The sequence below is a fragment of the Photobacterium sp. CCB-ST2H9 genome (assembly GCF_023151555.2).
Classification (GTDB): domain Bacteria; phylum Pseudomonadota; class Gammaproteobacteria; order Enterobacterales; family Vibrionaceae; genus Photobacterium.
Genome location: NZ_CP100426.1, coordinates 1,165,806 through 1,180,252 on the forward strand (window position 1 = coordinate 1,165,806; position 14,447 = coordinate 1,180,252).

Consider the following 14,447-nt stretch of genomic DNA (forward strand, 5'->3'; position numbering starts at 1 on the left):
AAAATTTTTTGTGGTCAGGATAGACTCTGTTTATGGTTTCCGCGCGCAAGACAAATGCTTTTTATATCCTTGAATTACATGCGTATAAGGGACCCAATGAACCACCCCAAAAGGTCTGTCATCCGACATTGGAGGGATTTATTATCGTCAGAGACAATTGATGTATTCGCCTGAACCTGCAAAGTCCTCAGCAAGTGTGTGTAAAACAGCAACGCTTCTGACTGCATATTCCAATCCGGGCGACAACCTCAGGATAAATGGGAAATATCATGATGAGTCAGCAATATCAGGGATCGTGTTTATGTGGCGGCGTTCAGTTTGCCGTCGAAGGTTTTCACAAGCAGGCAGCGAATTGCCATTGTTCGATGTGCCGTAAATTCCATGGTGCAGCATTCGGGACCCTCGTGGGCGTTCAGGGGCTGACTTGGCTGTCCGGGCAACACCTGCTGAATGAATTTACAGCGCCAAATGGCACAATCCGGACTTTTTGTATGGTATGTGGTTCGAGCATAGGATTTCGCGTCAAAGGCGCTCCCTTTGAAGCCATTGAGTTAGCCATTGCAACATTTGATGGCGATATTCCGGTTCAGATTGATGCTCAGATTTATACCCGTTACAAAGCAAACTGGTGTGCCCTACAACCAGATATTCCAAGTTTCGATGAAGGACGGTCAGGATAACGAACGACCAAACATATGGGTTCACCTGGCGCGAAACAACCCCATCATGTTGAACGAACCTCCAAAAGTAACAGGACACAACGTAATGACCAATGTAAGCCAACCAGAAGATATACCTGAGGCATTCCAAACCGCTTGGAATGTTCACGATATGCAGGCATTTGGCAATCTGTTTACTGAAGATGCTACATTCGTGAATCGCTTTGGTCACTATGTTCGGGGGATCAATGAAATCCTTGCACTTCATACGCCTATTCACGAAACAATCTATCAGGACTCAATGTTGAGCAATCAGCTGATCGATATCGACCACATCAGTGACGATGTCGCCATCATTCATTTTTGGAGTCGTCTGTCCGCAGGCGAAGCGCACCCGTCAGGACCTCATGAATTGGATACCCTGATCCTCGCCGTTCTGAAAAAATACCATGCTGGATGGCGCATTCGTGCTCTCGAGAATGTCACGCTCACAAACCCGCGAACAGGTGAAACCATATTACGTGATACGCCCAGTGAAAACCGCCATTGAACACCCAGGAAAAGATGGATGATACGACAAGCACAAGAAAAGGATTTTGAAGCCTTAGTCCGGCTTTTTATCATCGAAAACAAACATCATGCATCCCTGACACCGGACGTTGTCCGGGAAACGGATGATGTGTTCACCGTTCAGGAGCTGAAAGACATTTTGTCTGATGGCAACCAGTCCTTACTCGTCGCTGAAATCGACGGGACAGTATCCGGCGTTTTACTCGGGCATGTGGTTCATGTTTCGTCCAAGCGTTGGGTGCAATCCAGATGTTATGCCTACGTCGAAGAAATCGTTGTTGCCCCCTCGGCAAGACGTAAAGGCCTGGCAAGGGCGCTTTTGGACACCTTTGAAAACTGGTCGCAAGATAAAGGCGCAACATGTGTCGAGCTTCATGTCTGGTCCGGCAATGCTGAAGCGATCAGCTTTTACACCAGAACAGGATTCCGAAATAAACAGCACTTACTCACCAAAGTACTCTGTGAGGATGCATGAGTATCCACAGCAATTCGCTCAAAGCAGAAACTGCAACTCATTCCCGAGGTAAAATGAATATTTCACTGTTAGCCGATGTCCCTGAAGCAGCCCCAACCATTGCTGGCTGGTACCTGAATGAATGGTTGCACCTGCATCCTTCTGCAACCGAAAGTACAATCACGGAAAAACTCCTGCAAGGGACGAACCGGACAACAGTCCCGCTCGCTTTCGTGGCACATTTCAATGGAGAACTCGCCGGGGCCGGTGAACTGAAATTTCGCGAGCTGCCCGATTATCCGGCTTACCAGTATTGGCTGGATGGCATTTATGTTGTGCCTCAATACCGAGGAAAAGGCATTTCAACACAACTCATTGAGTTTGCCGTAGAAAAAGCAAAAGAACTCGGAATTCCTCACCTCTGTCTTCGTTGTGAATCTCACAATGTCAAACTATACGAATTGAGGCATTTTAAAGTGATTGACCGGGAAGGCAGTAAGTTCATCATGGCGCGCGTACTGGATGGATCACAATAATTACAGCGCAAAAATGACCACTTGTGATTCATCCCGTCAGATGAGCGAAGAATAACAGGATCAACCAGGAGCCTTTGTGTTCATTTCAGAAGTTGCACAGAAAACCAATCTTTCAATTCACACCCTGAGATATTACGAGAAAGAAGGACTGCTCAGAAGTATTCACCGCAATCCTGCCGGACAACGAATCTATCACGCCTCAGATCTTGAATGGCTGGCCTGGATTCAGCGATTAAAATCAACCGGTATGCCGCTTGCTGAAATTAAAGTCTTTGCAGCACTTCGCCAGCAAGGGAATTGCTCTTTGAAAGATCGACAAGATTTACTGGCAAAACACGCGGTCTCACTCAAGCGGGAAATTGAACGACTGAATCAGGAATTGGCCATTGTCGAATATAAAGTTGACGCTTATGAGGAAAAACTGCTTGCCCTAGAGTGAACTCTAGCAGTTAGCCTTGTTTCGCCATTCACAATCAGGAGTTTTTATGGTGTTCAGTCAAGGTTATTACATTACCGCAGAGTTGAAAGTGAAAGATCGAGCCAATATTCAGACTGCTTTTGAATCACTGCAACGCTTATGCGCACAAACGCTCCAAGAACCGGGATGCTCCATTTTTCAGGTGCATCGTTGCTTGCAGGATGACTCACGTTTTCTGCTCTGGGAACGCTTTGACAGCGAGGCGGATTACCATGCTCATTTTCAGCAACCCCATACTCTGGCGTACCTGAAGCTGGATCTGACCGAAGTTGTTCAGTATTTCGCCAGCAACGTCCCGAATGTCAAGACGACCTGCGGAGCACCCCAGTAACGCAATTCGGATACAGTCTCTCTGGATCTCGCTAGATCTAGGGAATAGAGAATAGGGATTTCGCAGAAGCGGTTCGATCGCAGCAGTTCACCGCAACCTGGGTTGCTGCGTATCGAATCCTTGCCGTCGCACTTTATGATGCACAAAACGCCATCTGCCACTCAGCTTCACCGGTATGCTCATCGGTGCTTTCTGCAGTCACCTGAAACCCCTGAGATAAATAGAACTGATAGCTGGCCTGGTTGCGTTGATAAACATTCAGCGACAACATTTTGCGCTGCATTTTAGCGTGGTTCAGCAAAGCCTTCCCGATGCCCTGCCCCTGTGCCTCCGGCGTGACAAAGATCGCGGCAAGCTGGTTCTCATACAAAGCATAAAAACCTTTCACTGCGCCATGGTCTTCATACACATGAACGTCTGAAACCGGTAAATACAGGCTGCGCATATTCTCAACCTGAGACTGCCAGAAATCGGACGCAATAAAATCGTGTGCTTTGAGTGATGCTGTCAGCCAGATTGACAAAACAGTGTCCATATCTGCTGCTGTAAACGTTCGGATCATGGTGTTGATTTTCCTCATTCATTCGATGTCGGTTCAGTGCCCAATGTTTTCATGTGCTTTTGCTGTTGGATCAGCTGATTTGCCTGTGCCGGACTGCGTAGCTGAACAAATTGAATATGTGCAAAATTGGGATCCGACATCATGCTCAGATAGCGCGCACGGTTTTTGCTGTAGGTTTTTATTGTCCACCAGACAATGGAATCCCGGCTCAGAAAGGTTTTCCGGAATGATTCCCGATTGCCCGTTCCCGGCCAAAGTTCCTGTTTGCTCAGGCAGCGGATCACCGCGCGTTGAACCGCCTGAAATAGCGTGCGGGTAAACGAATAATCTACCCAGATGACAGTATCCGCATGACGCCATTTGAGGGCTGCCGTTCGGTGATAATTCCCGTCCAGAATCCATTGCGTCTGGTCGAGCGCCTGTTCAATGGCCAACAAAAATGCTTCGTCCGTCGATTCTGCCCAGTTGGGTTTCCAGAACAAAGCATCCATTTCAATATGCGGATACCCCAGAACATGTGCCAGTTTCCGGCAAAAAGTCGATTTCCCGCTGCCACTGGTGCCGATGACATTGATTCGCTGCATTTCCCTCCCCCTCACTTGAAATCATTCATTTTATTTTCAGTTCATTTTCTGAATTCCGGTATTTTTTCTAATCTGAAAAATTCTTTGTTCTGAATTCGCTGACTTCAGGGAATTAAAAGTTGATTGATCAGCTGCCGATAAAAAGTATTTAAAAATCCGACGATTATAAAAAGATATCTTTTCAATACAATTCATTTCCCCCTGACATTTATCAGTAAAACAGACAGTTACAAAAAATGTGACCTTGTTCTCTGATATCAATTCCCAAAATGTCTGACTCAAATGCACCAATCAAAGATGCATTATTTCAACTTGTACCCAGCCTGAATGAAATTTGTATGCACTATTCCTCTGACCTAAGTTCGATAAGCCGGAACGAAATTTAACATTTTATTTACCAATTGGGAGGTCGCTGTCCCCGATTTCAATAAGGAAAAATCATGTCTGACCTACCGCCACGCATCATGCGTGATTATTTATACGATGCATTAAACCAGCTCGGTATCCGTCAAATATTCGGTGTCCCCGGCACCAATGAAATTCCGATTATCGATGGCACGTCCTACCCGGAAAACAACGTGGAATATGTCGAATGTTTGCATGAGAACATTGCGATGGGGGCAGCCATGGGCGCGGCCCGCATGACCGGAGAACCCGGTGTGCTGGTGGTTCACATTACCCCCGGAATTGCCCACGGGATCGGCAACTTATTCAATGCCTACCGTTCTCATACTCCTTTGGTCATTCTCTGCTGTCAGCAGCAAAATGAACTGGTCACGCAAGAACCCTTACTGTCATCCAACATTGCTGAACTCGCGAAACAGTACTGCAAATGGTCGCATGAACTGCGTACACCCTATGAATTCCCCATGGTGTTACAACGGGCCTTCAAGGAAGCCAAAGCACCGGCTTGCGGCCCGGTCTTTATTTCCATCCCCTGGGAATTCATGATGGTCAGCCCCTTGCCCAACCAGCCACAAAAGCTGCCGGGTATCACCCGTATTCCCACCAATTTCACGGGCGATACAGACGAAATTCAGCGTTTGGCACAGCGTTTTTCTGAAGCCAAAAATCCCATCATCATCGCAGGTGATGGCGTGGGTTATGATGATGCCGCACAACAGCTGGGTATTCTGGCGCAAACGGTCGGGGCGCCCGTCGCCCTGCAAACTTTCAGCAGCCTTGCCAACTTTCCGAACGATGATATCCACTGGCAAGGCGAGTTACCGGGAAACCAGGCGATGCTGCAGGCCGTGTTTCAGCAGCATGATGTTGCGTTTCTGGTCGGCTGGAGCAATCAGGCTCAGGTCACAGTCTTCAACTATGCCGATGGGCCGCTGATTCCGCCCTCAGTGGATATTCTCTATCTGTCGAATAACACCTGGGATATCGGGAAAAACTATTACGGCAGCCACGCCGTTCTGGGCGGCATCCGGGCCAGCCTGGAAAAACTCAATGACGTCATGGCTGGGCTCCCGGTGACGCCGGAGCAGCAACAGGCCAGAGATGCGCGCAACCAGCATTTACAGCAGCTCAGTCAGCAACGCCGTCAGGACTGGAATGCCTATTTGAAACAGGCGGAAGAGACCCCGGCCGCGTGTATTAATCCCGCGCTGATCCCGCACTATTTATCTCAGGCCATCACTGAGCAAGGGCTCGCCAACCAGTTTGTCTATGTTCATGAAGCCGTTTCCGACAGCCCCAGTTTTCAGTATTTGATGCCGCTGAACAAAGAGATGAGCCGGCCAATCAGTTATTACTGCGTCTCCGGCGGCTCGCTGGGTTGGTCGATGCCAGCCTCACTCGGCATCAAGATTCAGCCCACAGCGATTCAGGGTGTGACGCCAAAACTGGTGATCAATGCCGTCGGTGACGGGTCGTCGCTGTTTTACCCGCAGGTCTGGTGGAGTGCTGCCAAATATGATCTGGCGGTGCTTTACATCATCACCAACAACCGGGAATACCACACGCTGCAAAACGGACTGGAAGAAGTGATCGATTCCTACGACTGGGAACCGAAGAAAAAACCGGTTGAACCAGACCCGGCGGATCCGGCCAGCTATCACAATTACGAGGTGGATTATCTGTCGCTGCAACATCCGCAGCTGAATTTTCAGCAGATTGCCGATGCGATGGGCGCTGGCGTCCAAGGGAAGATTGTTGAACAAACCAGCGACCTGAACACCGCGCTGAGAGAAGCCATTCACTTTGTTCTGAATGAAAACAAACCTTATGTGCTGGATATCCGGACGGAGCGGGATCCGGCGGCCGTACAGCAAAGTACTCACCTGAAATCCTCGGCAAAACGATTACGCCGCCCGTCGTTAAATTATTTCCACAAGGACGTGTTGGATGAAATCAATCCCAATCATTTCAGCACACTGGCATAAACCATTTTCATCAAACTGCAAGGAAGGGTCCTATGAGTCAACATTATGATGTTGCGATTATCGGCGCCGGGGTATCCGGTGTTTACAGCGCCTGGCAATTGAAAAAGAACTTTCCCGGAAAAAGCATTGCCGTCTTTGAAGGTAGCGACCGGATTGGTGGACGCCTGTTATCCGTGAAGGCACCGGGCGTGGACAATATGGTCGCAGAACTCGGGGGGATGCGCATTCTGGATGCTGCACGGCAGCCCCTGATCCACGCATTACTAGATCAAATCAATCAGTTCAGTTCCCTGCCGAATCTGATTGAGTATTATCCGTTTCCGGTAGATACCCCGGTCAACTTTGCCTACCTGCGGGAAGTCAGGCTGCGTCTGAAAGACTATCAGGATAACCCGCACGCCTTGCCGTATAACTACAGCACAGATGCTTACGCACAAACGCCCGGCAGTGTCATGATCGCGGCGCTGGATAAAATCGTTCCCGGTATCACCGATCCGGATCTCACGGAAAGACAACGCCGGGAAATGGCGATGAAGGCCGAGTTTCAGGGCAAAATGCTGTATGAACAGGGATTCTGGAATGTGCTGCAACAGGTGATGAGCAGCGAAGATTACCTGTACTGCCAGGACGCAGGGGGTTACAACTCCACCATGTCCAACTGGAATGCCGCGGATGCGATTCCCTGGTTCCTGACAGATTTCGGGGATGATGTGAAATACTTCGGCTTCAAACAGGGATTCCAGCAAGTACCTGTCGCACTGGCAGAAGAGTTTCAGGCTATCGGCGGCGAACTGATGATGGGTCATAAGCTGACCACGTTCACGCAGGTCAATGGTGCTTTTGAGCTGCATTTCAATACAGAACTGGAAATCACGCCCCATGATGCGCTGCAGTGTACAGCGACGCACGTGGTGCTGGCGATGCCAAGACGCGCCATTGATTTGCTGGAGCCCAATTGTCCGCTGCTGCAACAACCGGTCGTCAAATCCCTGACCGGCAGCGTCACCCCCAGACCCCTGTTCAAGCTGTTTACCACTTACGCTTCTCCCTGGTGGGTCGAACAATCCGGCATTGAATCTGGCCGCAGTGTAACCAACATGCCCGTCCGTCAGACCTACTACTGGCCGACCGATGAGGGTCAGCCCGCGCTGTCAGGTCCTGCGATTCTGATGGCCAGTTATGACGACGGAGTCAACGTGGGCTTCTGGGACGGTTACCGCCAGAAACGCGGACTGGCCTGGAAACAACAGATGGAAGTTTTACCTTTACCCGAATACCGCGCCTTTACCGGCCTGATACAGCAGCAACGGGGAGCCGATGCCCAATGGCTGGCACACCAGGCACCTGAGTCTATGGTGAAGGAAGTCACGCGGCAGGTTAACCTGATCCACAATGTGTCTGTCGGGGAATCGGCTCAGACGCAGCCTCTGCAGGCAGCGTTCCGTGACTGGGGGGATGACCCGTACGGCGGCGGCTGGAACAGCTGGAATATCGGTGTACAAAGCGACGATGTTGCCAACCAGATTGTTCAGCCTCTGCCGCAGACGCATCTCTATATCTGTGGTGAAGCTTACTCACACAGTCAGGGATGGGTTGAAGGTGCCCTGCAGACCGCCCAGCTGATGCTGGCGAAGCTGGTGCCTCAGCTCAAGGCATAATCCGGTTTGGACAGCGTCTTAGCGAACAGGCCTTGCGGTGACCTGCAAGGCCTGTCTTTCAAAACAAGGCTATACCGAACGATGCCGGACTATGCCGGATGGCTTTCCTTCAGCACCGGCAGCAATCGCCTGAAAATCTCGGTCCCGCGTAAAGTATGATCACTGCCCACACGCTGCCAGCCCCAACGGCGATAATGCCGCCGCGCCCTTTCATTTTTACGCCCCACAGTGAGGAGTGCCGCCTGACATCCGTCAGCCTGCAGCCGGGTTTCAATATAACGCTGGGCAGCATCGGCAACCCCTGAACCACGGTAATCCGGAATGATATACATGAGATGGACATATCCTGTGGCCGGTTCATCGGAAAAACTTTTGAATTCAAGCTGTCCGATAATACGGTGATCGTCCCAGATGTGGATGTAATACCAGCGTGGATCAACCAACCGGGAACGCATGCGCGCCTCATATCCGGCAATGAACGCCGAAAACCCATGATCCGCATGAAATGTGCAGATATAAGCATCTCGCCGAAAAGCCATACAAAACGCAAAATGCGCATCAACATTGATGGGATGAAATTCAAGTGCCATTTGACCTCCGTGTCTCCATGACCTTGTCTGAGCAGTCCTGCTCATTCAACCGAAATGTGGTTGAGGATATCCGTTTATTGGGGGATAAACTGACAGCCCGAATTGAATTGGATCGAGCCCGAAAATCTTACTCTAAAAATACAGATAAGGAACGATGAGGATCAAAACTGTCTTTACTATTTTCAAGACAGGCAAAGGCTTCATGCCAGTCTTTTCGGTGAAAGGTAAAGTGCTGGTAGATCATGCAGTTGAAATAATGCATGGCATGCTTTTCTACATCTTCTTCCGATCGAATGGGCCATTTCTTTTCCGCGTAATTGCCGCATTCCTTTGAAACCGGCGTCAATTCCGATAAACAGTTTGCTTCTGAAATCTGAAAACATTTCAGATAGACCGGTTGATCACAAATAACCCTGGGGCCATTGTTCAAGAGTTTTTGAGAGAAAATATCATACAGGACTTTCTCCTCCGCCGGTGGTTGCTTTTGGGATGCGCACCCGGCTAGCCAGAGTGCGGCAATGAATACCATTCCTTTTTTCATTGATAGTCCATTGTAATTTCTTTTCAGGCACTCACTGCCGCATCAGATGAAATCTGGTCAGGCTGTTTTTGCCATGGATTTCACGGCTTTTTTCACTTTTTTCATCGCCATTTGTCGTTTCAGCGGTGACAAATAATCGATGAACAGATTCCCGCTCAGGTGATCAATTTCATGCTGCATGACGACCGCCAGAAAATCATCCCGTTCCAGAGTGATCGGATTTCCCTGACGATCCAGTGCTTTCACGACAACGGAGCTGTAACGCTCAACATCGGCATAATAATCCGGCACAGACAGGCACCCTTCCTGACCCATGACCTTTTCTTCGCCGCTGACAACTTCCGGGTTAATCAGCACCAGCGGTTCGTCCCGTGTTTCTGAAATATCAATCACCACCAGGGCTTCAGAACGACCCACTTGCGTAGCCGCCAGACCAACGCCGTTGCTGGTGGCATACAGGGTTTCGAGCAGGTCATCAATCAGGGTTTGCACTGAATCTATGTCGGTGACCGGAACGGCTTTCTCTTTTAAGCGCGGATCCGGTGCTGTCAGTATGTCTAAAATCGCCATAACGAAATTACTTTTCTCTGAGTTGCGGAAAAGATGAAGTACAGCACAGATACTTCATCAAAGTCCATCTTCTTCAGTCCAAACTTTTCACCATGGGCACACAAGCCAATTCCAGTCCTTTTGGCGAACGATAGACTGCAATCTCATCGCCCGTAAAGCCCCTGGCACGGTAAAAGTCGGCCGCATTCAGCGTCGCGTCCAGTTTCAGTGCGGTCACGCCCGATTCTCTGGCGAGTGTTTCAATATGCGCCATCAGGGCCCTGGCAACGCCCTTGCCCATATAATCCGGCGCAACAAAAATGGCATCCACCTTCCCGATCCCATGTTCAGTGTTGAGCATGGCCGTCCCGATCACCCCCTGTTCAGACTCGGCCACGTAAAAAGCCCGTTCGATATCAGCGATAAAGCGTTCTGACATCCCGCCTTCCGTCCAGAGTTTTAACTGCGCTTCCGGATAATCCGCAACACACTTCGCCCAAATCGCCCGCTGACGAATCTCGTGTGCAGCCTTTGCATCCGCTTTGACTGCTTTTCGAATCACAAATGTCATCTTTCTCTCCTTGGAATCACTTTGCCAGCCATGGGTCTGCCAGACGAATGCTTTCACGATCAAAATCGATCTCTGCCGTCGCTCCCAACGGTGTGACCAGCATCGGGTGGGTATGGCAGCTATCGAAACCAGCCAGAATCGGTAATGACTGGCCGTTCAGCACTTCCAGTAAAACATCCAGCGGCGTTCTGCCTGTACCTCTGTCATTAAACAGCTCGTGTTTTCCTAAAATCACGGCAGACACCGTCTCAAACACGCCACAAAGTTTCAGGTGAGCCAATGAACGCTCAACGGTTTCGATCCCTTTGAGGGAATCTTCAATCAACAAAATATCGCCGGACTGAATCGCTGGCATGTACGGACTGCCCCAGATTCCGGTCATGGTATTCAGGTTACCGCCAATCACCCGGCCTTTTATCACGCCTTCACCCATAAACTGCCAGTGGTTGGGGGATAAACGTTTGGCTTCAGACTGCGTTTCCCAGTCAATCATTTCATCCGTCCAGGCTGGCGGCATCTGATACTGGTACGAGGATTTTCCCGGGCGGCAGAGCAGCTCAAAAAATGAGTCATAGGTTTGCTCAACCAGTGGCGGCAACTCGCCAAAAGAAGCCACCAGCGCAGGACCATAAAAAGTAATCAGCCCGGTTTGGGCGTATATTCCCATCAACAGCGCGGTGACATCGGAATAGCCGATGATAATTTTAGGGTCACGTTTCAGGGCATCAAAGTCGAGATAAGGCAACAGCGCGTTACTGTTATTGCCACCAATCGTCGATATCACACAGCGTACTTCCGGATCACGGATTAGGGCATTCAGTTCTGCCGCGCGGGCCTGAATCGAGCCGGAACGATAATGGTCGGAACCTCCGGTCAGGCTGCCTGCCACAAGCTGAAATCCTTTGCTCTCTAGAAAGTGTTTCGCCCGCTCAAATCGCTTCGGCGCGAAGACTGTCGCGGGCGAAGAAGGCGAAAAAAATCCAATTTTATCCCCGAGCTTCAGGGCGGGCGGTAAAATAATGTTCATGAGAACGAATACATCCTTGCTCTGTTGAATGGGTGCCGCAAACTAACTGCGATATTTCTGCTGATTGAGCTGGTCTTTCAGGTGATGGGTCTGCGTTAAATCGACCCCATGGACATTGGCCAGTGCACACAGATAATAAAGAACATCATACAATTCTTCGGCAATCGTCCCTTTTAAATGGTCAAGATCAGGCTGACCCTCTTTCCCTTTCCGGATTGCTTCTGATAATTCCCCGACCTCCTCGATCAGCTTGAGGAAATACCCGGGAGTGTTCTCCGGATGATGATCGACGGCCCGAATATGTGCCTGTAATTCACTGATTTTCATCACTTCCTTTTCATTATTGTATACCTGACCTGGCAATTTGTGACTGTAAACATCACTCAAAAGATATGCAATAGGATACTGACAGTTTCTGACAGTCCGCCGGTTTAAACTCAGGTCATTCCTAGCCAACACCGAAAAGAGGTCAATGATGCTGACACCCAATCTGCTGTTACTTTATGTGAAAAGCCCTGAAACCAGTGCTGTTTTCTACCAAAAACTGTTCAACTGCGACCCGGTTGCCGTCCTTCCCACCTATGCGGCGTTCGATTTTGAAAATGGCCTGAGTCTGGGGCTCTGGTCGGAAGAGGCGAAAAACTTTGTCTCCGGCGGAAGCGGCCATCGTTGCGAACTGTCGTTTATGGTGCCGGATGACGAAACCGTAAAATCGCTTTACGACCAATGGCAGCCATCCGTGACCATTGAACAGCCTCTGCATGAAGCGGTTTTCGGTCTGACCTTTGTCGCTCTGGACCCGGACGGCCACCGGATCCGGGTCTGTACGCCGGATGATTAAATCCAGTATCCGGATACAAAAATGGCCGCAACCGCGGCCATACTTTTGAATGTGATCTTTTTCAACGTAATGTTTTTCGGCGCAATGTTTTTCGGCTTGGCGCCTTCAGACGGAATTGAAATCACTCGAAGTGATATACCACTTTTCCGACAATGCGTTCAGACGGGATCACCCCGAAATTGCGACTGTCGTATGAGTTATCCCGGTTATCTCCCAGGAAAAAATAATGGTCTTCCGGAACCTGAATCGTCAGCTCATTCGGGCGGGCGCGCTGAAAATTGCGCAAGATCTGATATTCCTGCTCGCCCAGCGATTCCGTCACCAGCACTTGATCAGCCTGAACCGGCTGCCGGTGAGTTGCTAAAGGTTCACCATTTCTCAGCACTTCACCATCTGAAATCACAATCTTGTCACCCGGTATCCCGATCAGCCGCTTGATATAAAGCACATCCGTATCAGGAACGACAAAAACATACATGTCTCCGGGCACCAGTGTTCGTTCCGAAGCTCCTTCTGTAAACAACAAACGACCATAAGACCATTTGGCACGGTAGCCCATTTTACTGACCAGAATTTTTTCACCCGGGTTCAGCATCGGTGACATCGACTGCCCCGGAATCTCGAACGGTTCGAGTACAAATGTCCGCAGGAGAAAAATACTCCCGAATGCAGCAGCAAAAATACCGGATATCCCCCACCAGCGGGCATACCAGACATCCGGGCCCGTCTTGCCCTGTCTGATAAGCCAACAAAGATGGGCAGCAAAAAGAACATTGATGAAGGCCAGATAATCCGTTTTTATATTGAAGTAAAAGAGAAACAAAGCGGCGACAACGACCGCCGAGAAAAATACAGCTGCATATTTCCATCGCCTGACATAGAGATAACCCAGCGGGCCGGTGAACAGTCCCAGTAAAATTGCCACCCAGTATTGAGGCTTACGTTCCATTTGATCATTCCTTTGTGATGCGGCGACTGAATGACATGTGATTCCTCTCCCATGCATCATCGCCACGCTTTCAATCAGCCCTTGGGCATCAGTGATTAACCTTCAGATACAACACACTTTTCTTTGCCGGACAGTATATCTCTCAGCTTTTGATAGTTGGTGAACTGAATCTGATTTCTTGCAATCGCAGTCTGCAGTTTTCCGGTGTGCCAGACCTGCATTTCATCCGCCCGGAAACGGGCATCGAGCATTTTCTTTTCAGCGCTGTCCGTCAGATAAGCCGGATGAATCGCGACGTGATGTAATGCCGGTTTTGCCTGATCAAACATATCGCGATACAAAACCTGACTAAGCGATGGATCTTTTTCCCGCGGTTCCGGGTTGTAATACATCCAGAAGACATCCGGCCCATACAGCTTATCTTCGCGAAGGCTGGCTGTAGCCTCCATTTGTTCCGTCTGGCTCTTCCAGAACAGCTGGGTAATCACCGGCAGCTGGTATTTATCGGCAAGGTTCAGGGTTTCCGTCAGAAAATCATCCCTTGCGTCCCAATAGAGCATATGAAAATCAAGATGGGTGACATTCAGACCCATCGCCAGTGCGCGGGTAATCTGGGCTTCCAGTTCCCTGACGACATCCCGGATATCGGCGTGTTCGGCCAGAGTCGGGCCGTCCGGCCACATATATCCGGCTTCGTTATACAAAGACGGCACCTCTTTCCGGCTCAGCACCGGCCCCCAGCCATTGGCTTCCTGCCATTCATTGGTCAGCGTCAGATGCAGGCCGACCGGCAGATTCCGTTGCCGGGCGTAATTTGCAGAAAAAGCAAAATTTGGTGCAGGCACCATCAGTGAAAAAGTCTGAATCACACCTTGTTCATATAAATCCACCACAGCTCTGTCCATGTCCGGATGCATCCCGACATCATCGGCATTGATGACAAAGACCACATCATCCGGCTGATATCCCAGACACCGGGTCATCTGACTTTCCCTGGCGCATCCGGTCAGCATCCCTGCCACAGCAATCACCGCGACGGCCAGACCCGTTTTTTTCAGTTTCATGCACACTTCCTTTTCAAGCGAACACAGTACTCAGGCTGCACTGATAAAGCAGCAAAGTACGATTCAACCCAATAAATGAATCCAGAGGCATAT

The 14,447-nt window shown here is 49.8% G+C and carries 19 protein-coding genes; 9 read left to right on the forward strand and 10 right to left on the reverse strand.

The genetic code is table 11. The features are described 5' to 3' along the window. The first annotated feature begins 269 nt into the window (after nt 1-269). From L4174_RS22005 to L4174_RS22030, 6 genes are all read left to right on the forward strand, one after another. On the forward strand, nt 270-680 hold the full coding sequence (locus L4174_RS22005; protein ID WP_248143165.1) for a GFA family protein: 411 nt from the start codon (nt 270-272) through the stop codon (nt 678-680). A gap of 85 nt (nt 681-765) precedes the next feature. Continuing rightward, entirely contained in the window at nt 766-1,209 is a 444-nt protein-coding gene (locus tag L4174_RS22010; protein ID WP_248143163.1) for an SgcJ/EcaC family oxidoreductase, read from the forward strand. 18 nt (nt 1,210-1,227) lie between these two features. Next, nucleotides 1,228-1,704 carry a GNAT family N-acetyltransferase gene (locus L4174_RS22015; protein ID WP_248143162.1) on the forward strand — a complete coding sequence of 159 codons (477 nt, stop codon included), beginning with the start codon at nt 1,228-1,230 and terminating at the stop codon, nt 1,702-1,704. 53 nt (nt 1,705-1,757) lie between these two features. Then, complete coding sequence (locus L4174_RS22020) at nt 1,758-2,219, forward strand: GNAT family N-acetyltransferase (protein ID WP_248143161.1); 462 nt, start codon at nt 1,758-1,760, stop codon at nt 2,217-2,219. Nucleotides 2,220-2,295: 76 nt separating this feature from the next. Continuing rightward, nucleotides 2,296-2,658 (forward strand): MerR family transcriptional regulator, encoded by a 363-nt coding sequence (locus L4174_RS22025; RefSeq protein WP_248143160.1) that lies wholly within the window; start codon nt 2,296-2,298, stop codon nt 2,656-2,658. A 46-nt stretch (nt 2,659-2,704) separates the two neighbouring features. Next, entirely contained in the window at nt 2,705-3,028 is a 324-nt protein-coding gene (locus L4174_RS22030; protein ID WP_248143159.1) for a putative quinol monooxygenase, read from the forward strand. A 133-nt stretch (nt 3,029-3,161) separates the two neighbouring features. Here the strand turns inward: L4174_RS22030 and L4174_RS22035 are convergent, their stop codons facing one another. Both L4174_RS22035 and L4174_RS22040 read right to left on the reverse strand, forming a co-directional pair. Continuing rightward, nucleotides 3,162-3,590, reverse strand: a complete 429-nt coding sequence (locus tag L4174_RS22035) for an N-acetyltransferase (RefSeq protein ID WP_248143158.1) — start codon at nt 3,588-3,590, stop codon at nt 3,162-3,164. A gap of 14 nt (nt 3,591-3,604) precedes the next feature. Then, nucleotides 3,605-4,174, reverse strand: a complete 570-nt coding sequence (locus L4174_RS22040; RefSeq protein ID WP_248143157.1) for an AAA family ATPase — start codon at nt 4,172-4,174, stop codon at nt 3,605-3,607. Nucleotides 4,175-4,614: 440 nt separating this feature from the next. On the opposite strand from L4174_RS22040, the gene L4174_RS22045 reads away from it, so the two are divergent. Both L4174_RS22045 and L4174_RS22050 read left to right on the forward strand, forming a co-directional pair. Continuing rightward, nucleotides 4,615-6,564, forward strand: coding sequence for a thiamine pyrophosphate-binding protein (locus L4174_RS22045; RefSeq protein ID WP_248143156.1), 1,950 nt, complete (start codon nt 4,615-4,617; stop codon nt 6,562-6,564). A gap of 32 nt (nt 6,565-6,596) precedes the next feature. Beyond that, complete coding sequence (locus L4174_RS22050) at nt 6,597-8,222, forward strand: FAD-dependent oxidoreductase (RefSeq protein ID WP_248143155.1); 1,626 nt, start codon at nt 6,597-6,599, stop codon at nt 8,220-8,222. An 89-nt stretch (nt 8,223-8,311) separates the two neighbouring features. On the opposite strand, the gene L4174_RS22055 is transcribed toward L4174_RS22050, so the two are convergent. The 6 genes from L4174_RS22055 to L4174_RS22080 form a co-directional block, all read right to left on the reverse strand. Continuing rightward, the gene (locus L4174_RS22055; protein ID WP_248143153.1) at nt 8,312-8,812 is read right to left on the reverse strand and encodes a GNAT family N-acetyltransferase; all 501 of its coding nucleotides are present in this window, start codon (nt 8,810-8,812) and stop codon (nt 8,312-8,314) included. 127 nt (nt 8,813-8,939) lie between these two features. Then, nucleotides 8,940-9,353 carry a hypothetical protein gene (locus L4174_RS22060; protein ID WP_248143152.1) on the reverse strand — a complete coding sequence of 138 codons (414 nt, stop codon included), beginning with the start codon at nt 9,351-9,353 and terminating at the stop codon, nt 8,940-8,942. Between the two features lie 57 nt (nt 9,354-9,410). Continuing rightward, nucleotides 9,411-9,923, reverse strand: coding sequence for a peptide deformylase (gene def / locus L4174_RS22065; protein WP_248143151.1), 513 nt, complete (start codon nt 9,921-9,923; stop codon nt 9,411-9,413). A gap of 73 nt (nt 9,924-9,996) precedes the next feature. After that, nucleotides 9,997-10,473, reverse strand: coding sequence for a GNAT family N-acetyltransferase (locus L4174_RS22070; protein ID WP_248143150.1), 477 nt, complete (start codon nt 10,471-10,473; stop codon nt 9,997-9,999). A 16-nt stretch (nt 10,474-10,489) separates the two neighbouring features. Further along, a complete protein-coding gene (locus tag L4174_RS22075) occupies nt 10,490-11,494 on the reverse strand; it encodes a S66 peptidase family protein (protein WP_248143370.1) in 1,005 nt (334 codons plus the stop codon). A gap of 48 nt (nt 11,495-11,542) precedes the next feature. Continuing rightward, a complete protein-coding gene (locus L4174_RS22080) occupies nt 11,543-11,827 on the reverse strand; it encodes a MazG nucleotide pyrophosphohydrolase domain-containing protein (protein ID WP_248143149.1) in 285 nt (94 codons plus the stop codon). A 145-nt stretch (nt 11,828-11,972) separates the two neighbouring features. Between L4174_RS22080 and L4174_RS22085 the strand changes: the two genes are divergently transcribed. Next, the gene (locus tag L4174_RS22085; RefSeq protein ID WP_248143148.1) at nt 11,973-12,341 is read left to right on the forward strand and encodes a VOC family protein; all 369 of its coding nucleotides are present in this window, start codon (nt 11,973-11,975) and stop codon (nt 12,339-12,341) included. 121 nt (nt 12,342-12,462) lie between these two features. Here L4174_RS22085 and lepB read toward each other — a convergent pair whose 3' ends face one another. Both lepB and L4174_RS22095 read right to left on the reverse strand, forming a co-directional pair. Further along, nucleotides 12,463-13,290: a signal peptidase I gene (gene lepB / locus L4174_RS22090; protein WP_248143147.1), complete on the reverse strand. Its 828-nt coding sequence runs from the start codon at nt 13,288-13,290 to the stop codon at nt 12,463-12,465. A gap of 95 nt (nt 13,291-13,385) precedes the next feature. After that, nucleotides 13,386-14,354: a polysaccharide deacetylase family protein gene (locus tag L4174_RS22095; RefSeq protein WP_248143146.1), complete on the reverse strand. Its 969-nt coding sequence runs from the start codon at nt 14,352-14,354 to the stop codon at nt 13,386-13,388. Between the last annotated feature and the right edge of the window lie 93 nt (nt 14,355-14,447).

Coding starts and splice junctions, on each gene's coding strand:
- L4174_RS22005 (WP_248143165.1), top strand. CDS start 270: ATGATGAGTCAGCAATATCAGGGATCGTGTTTATGTGGCGGCGTTCAG.
- L4174_RS22010 (WP_248143163.1), top strand. CDS start 766: ATGACCAATGTAAGCCAACCAGAAGATATACCTGAGGCATTCCAAACC.
- L4174_RS22015 (WP_248143162.1), top strand. CDS start 1,228: ATGATACGACAAGCACAAGAAAAGGATTTTGAAGCCTTAGTCCGGCTT.
- L4174_RS22020 (WP_248143161.1), top strand. CDS start 1,758: ATGAATATTTCACTGTTAGCCGATGTCCCTGAAGCAGCCCCAACCATT.
- L4174_RS22030 (WP_248143159.1), top strand. CDS start 2,705: ATGGTGTTCAGTCAAGGTTATTACATTACCGCAGAGTTGAAAGTGAAA.
- L4174_RS22035 (WP_248143158.1), bottom strand. CDS start 3,590: ATGATCCGAACGTTTACAGCAGCAGATATGGACACTGTTTTGTCAATC.
- L4174_RS22040 (WP_248143157.1), bottom strand. CDS start 4,174: ATGCAGCGAATCAATGTCATCGGCACCAGTGGCAGCGGGAAATCGACT.
- L4174_RS22045 (WP_248143156.1), top strand. CDS start 4,615: ATGTCTGACCTACCGCCACGCATCATGCGTGATTATTTATACGATGCA.
- L4174_RS22050 (WP_248143155.1), top strand. CDS start 6,597: ATGAGTCAACATTATGATGTTGCGATTATCGGCGCCGGGGTATCCGGT.
- L4174_RS22055 (WP_248143153.1), bottom strand. CDS start 8,812: ATGGCACTTGAATTTCATCCCATCAATGTTGATGCGCATTTTGCGTTT.
- L4174_RS22060 (WP_248143152.1), bottom strand. CDS start 9,353: ATGAAAAAAGGAATGGTATTCATTGCCGCACTCTGGCTAGCCGGGTGC.
- def (WP_248143151.1), bottom strand. CDS start 9,923: ATGGCGATTTTAGACATACTGACAGCACCGGATCCGCGCTTAAAAGAG.
- L4174_RS22070 (WP_248143150.1), bottom strand. CDS start 10,473: ATGACATTTGTGATTCGAAAAGCAGTCAAAGCGGATGCAAAGGCTGCA.
- L4174_RS22080 (WP_248143149.1), bottom strand. CDS start 11,827: ATGAAAATCAGTGAATTACAGGCACATATTCGGGCCGTCGATCATCAT.
- L4174_RS22085 (WP_248143148.1), top strand. CDS start 11,973: ATGATGCTGACACCCAATCTGCTGTTACTTTATGTGAAAAGCCCTGAA.
- lepB (WP_248143147.1), bottom strand. CDS start 13,290: ATGGAACGTAAGCCTCAATACTGGGTGGCAATTTTACTGGGACTGTTC.
- L4174_RS22095 (WP_248143146.1), bottom strand. CDS start 14,354: ATGAAACTGAAAAAAACGGGTCTGGCCGTCGCGGTGATTGCTGTGGCA.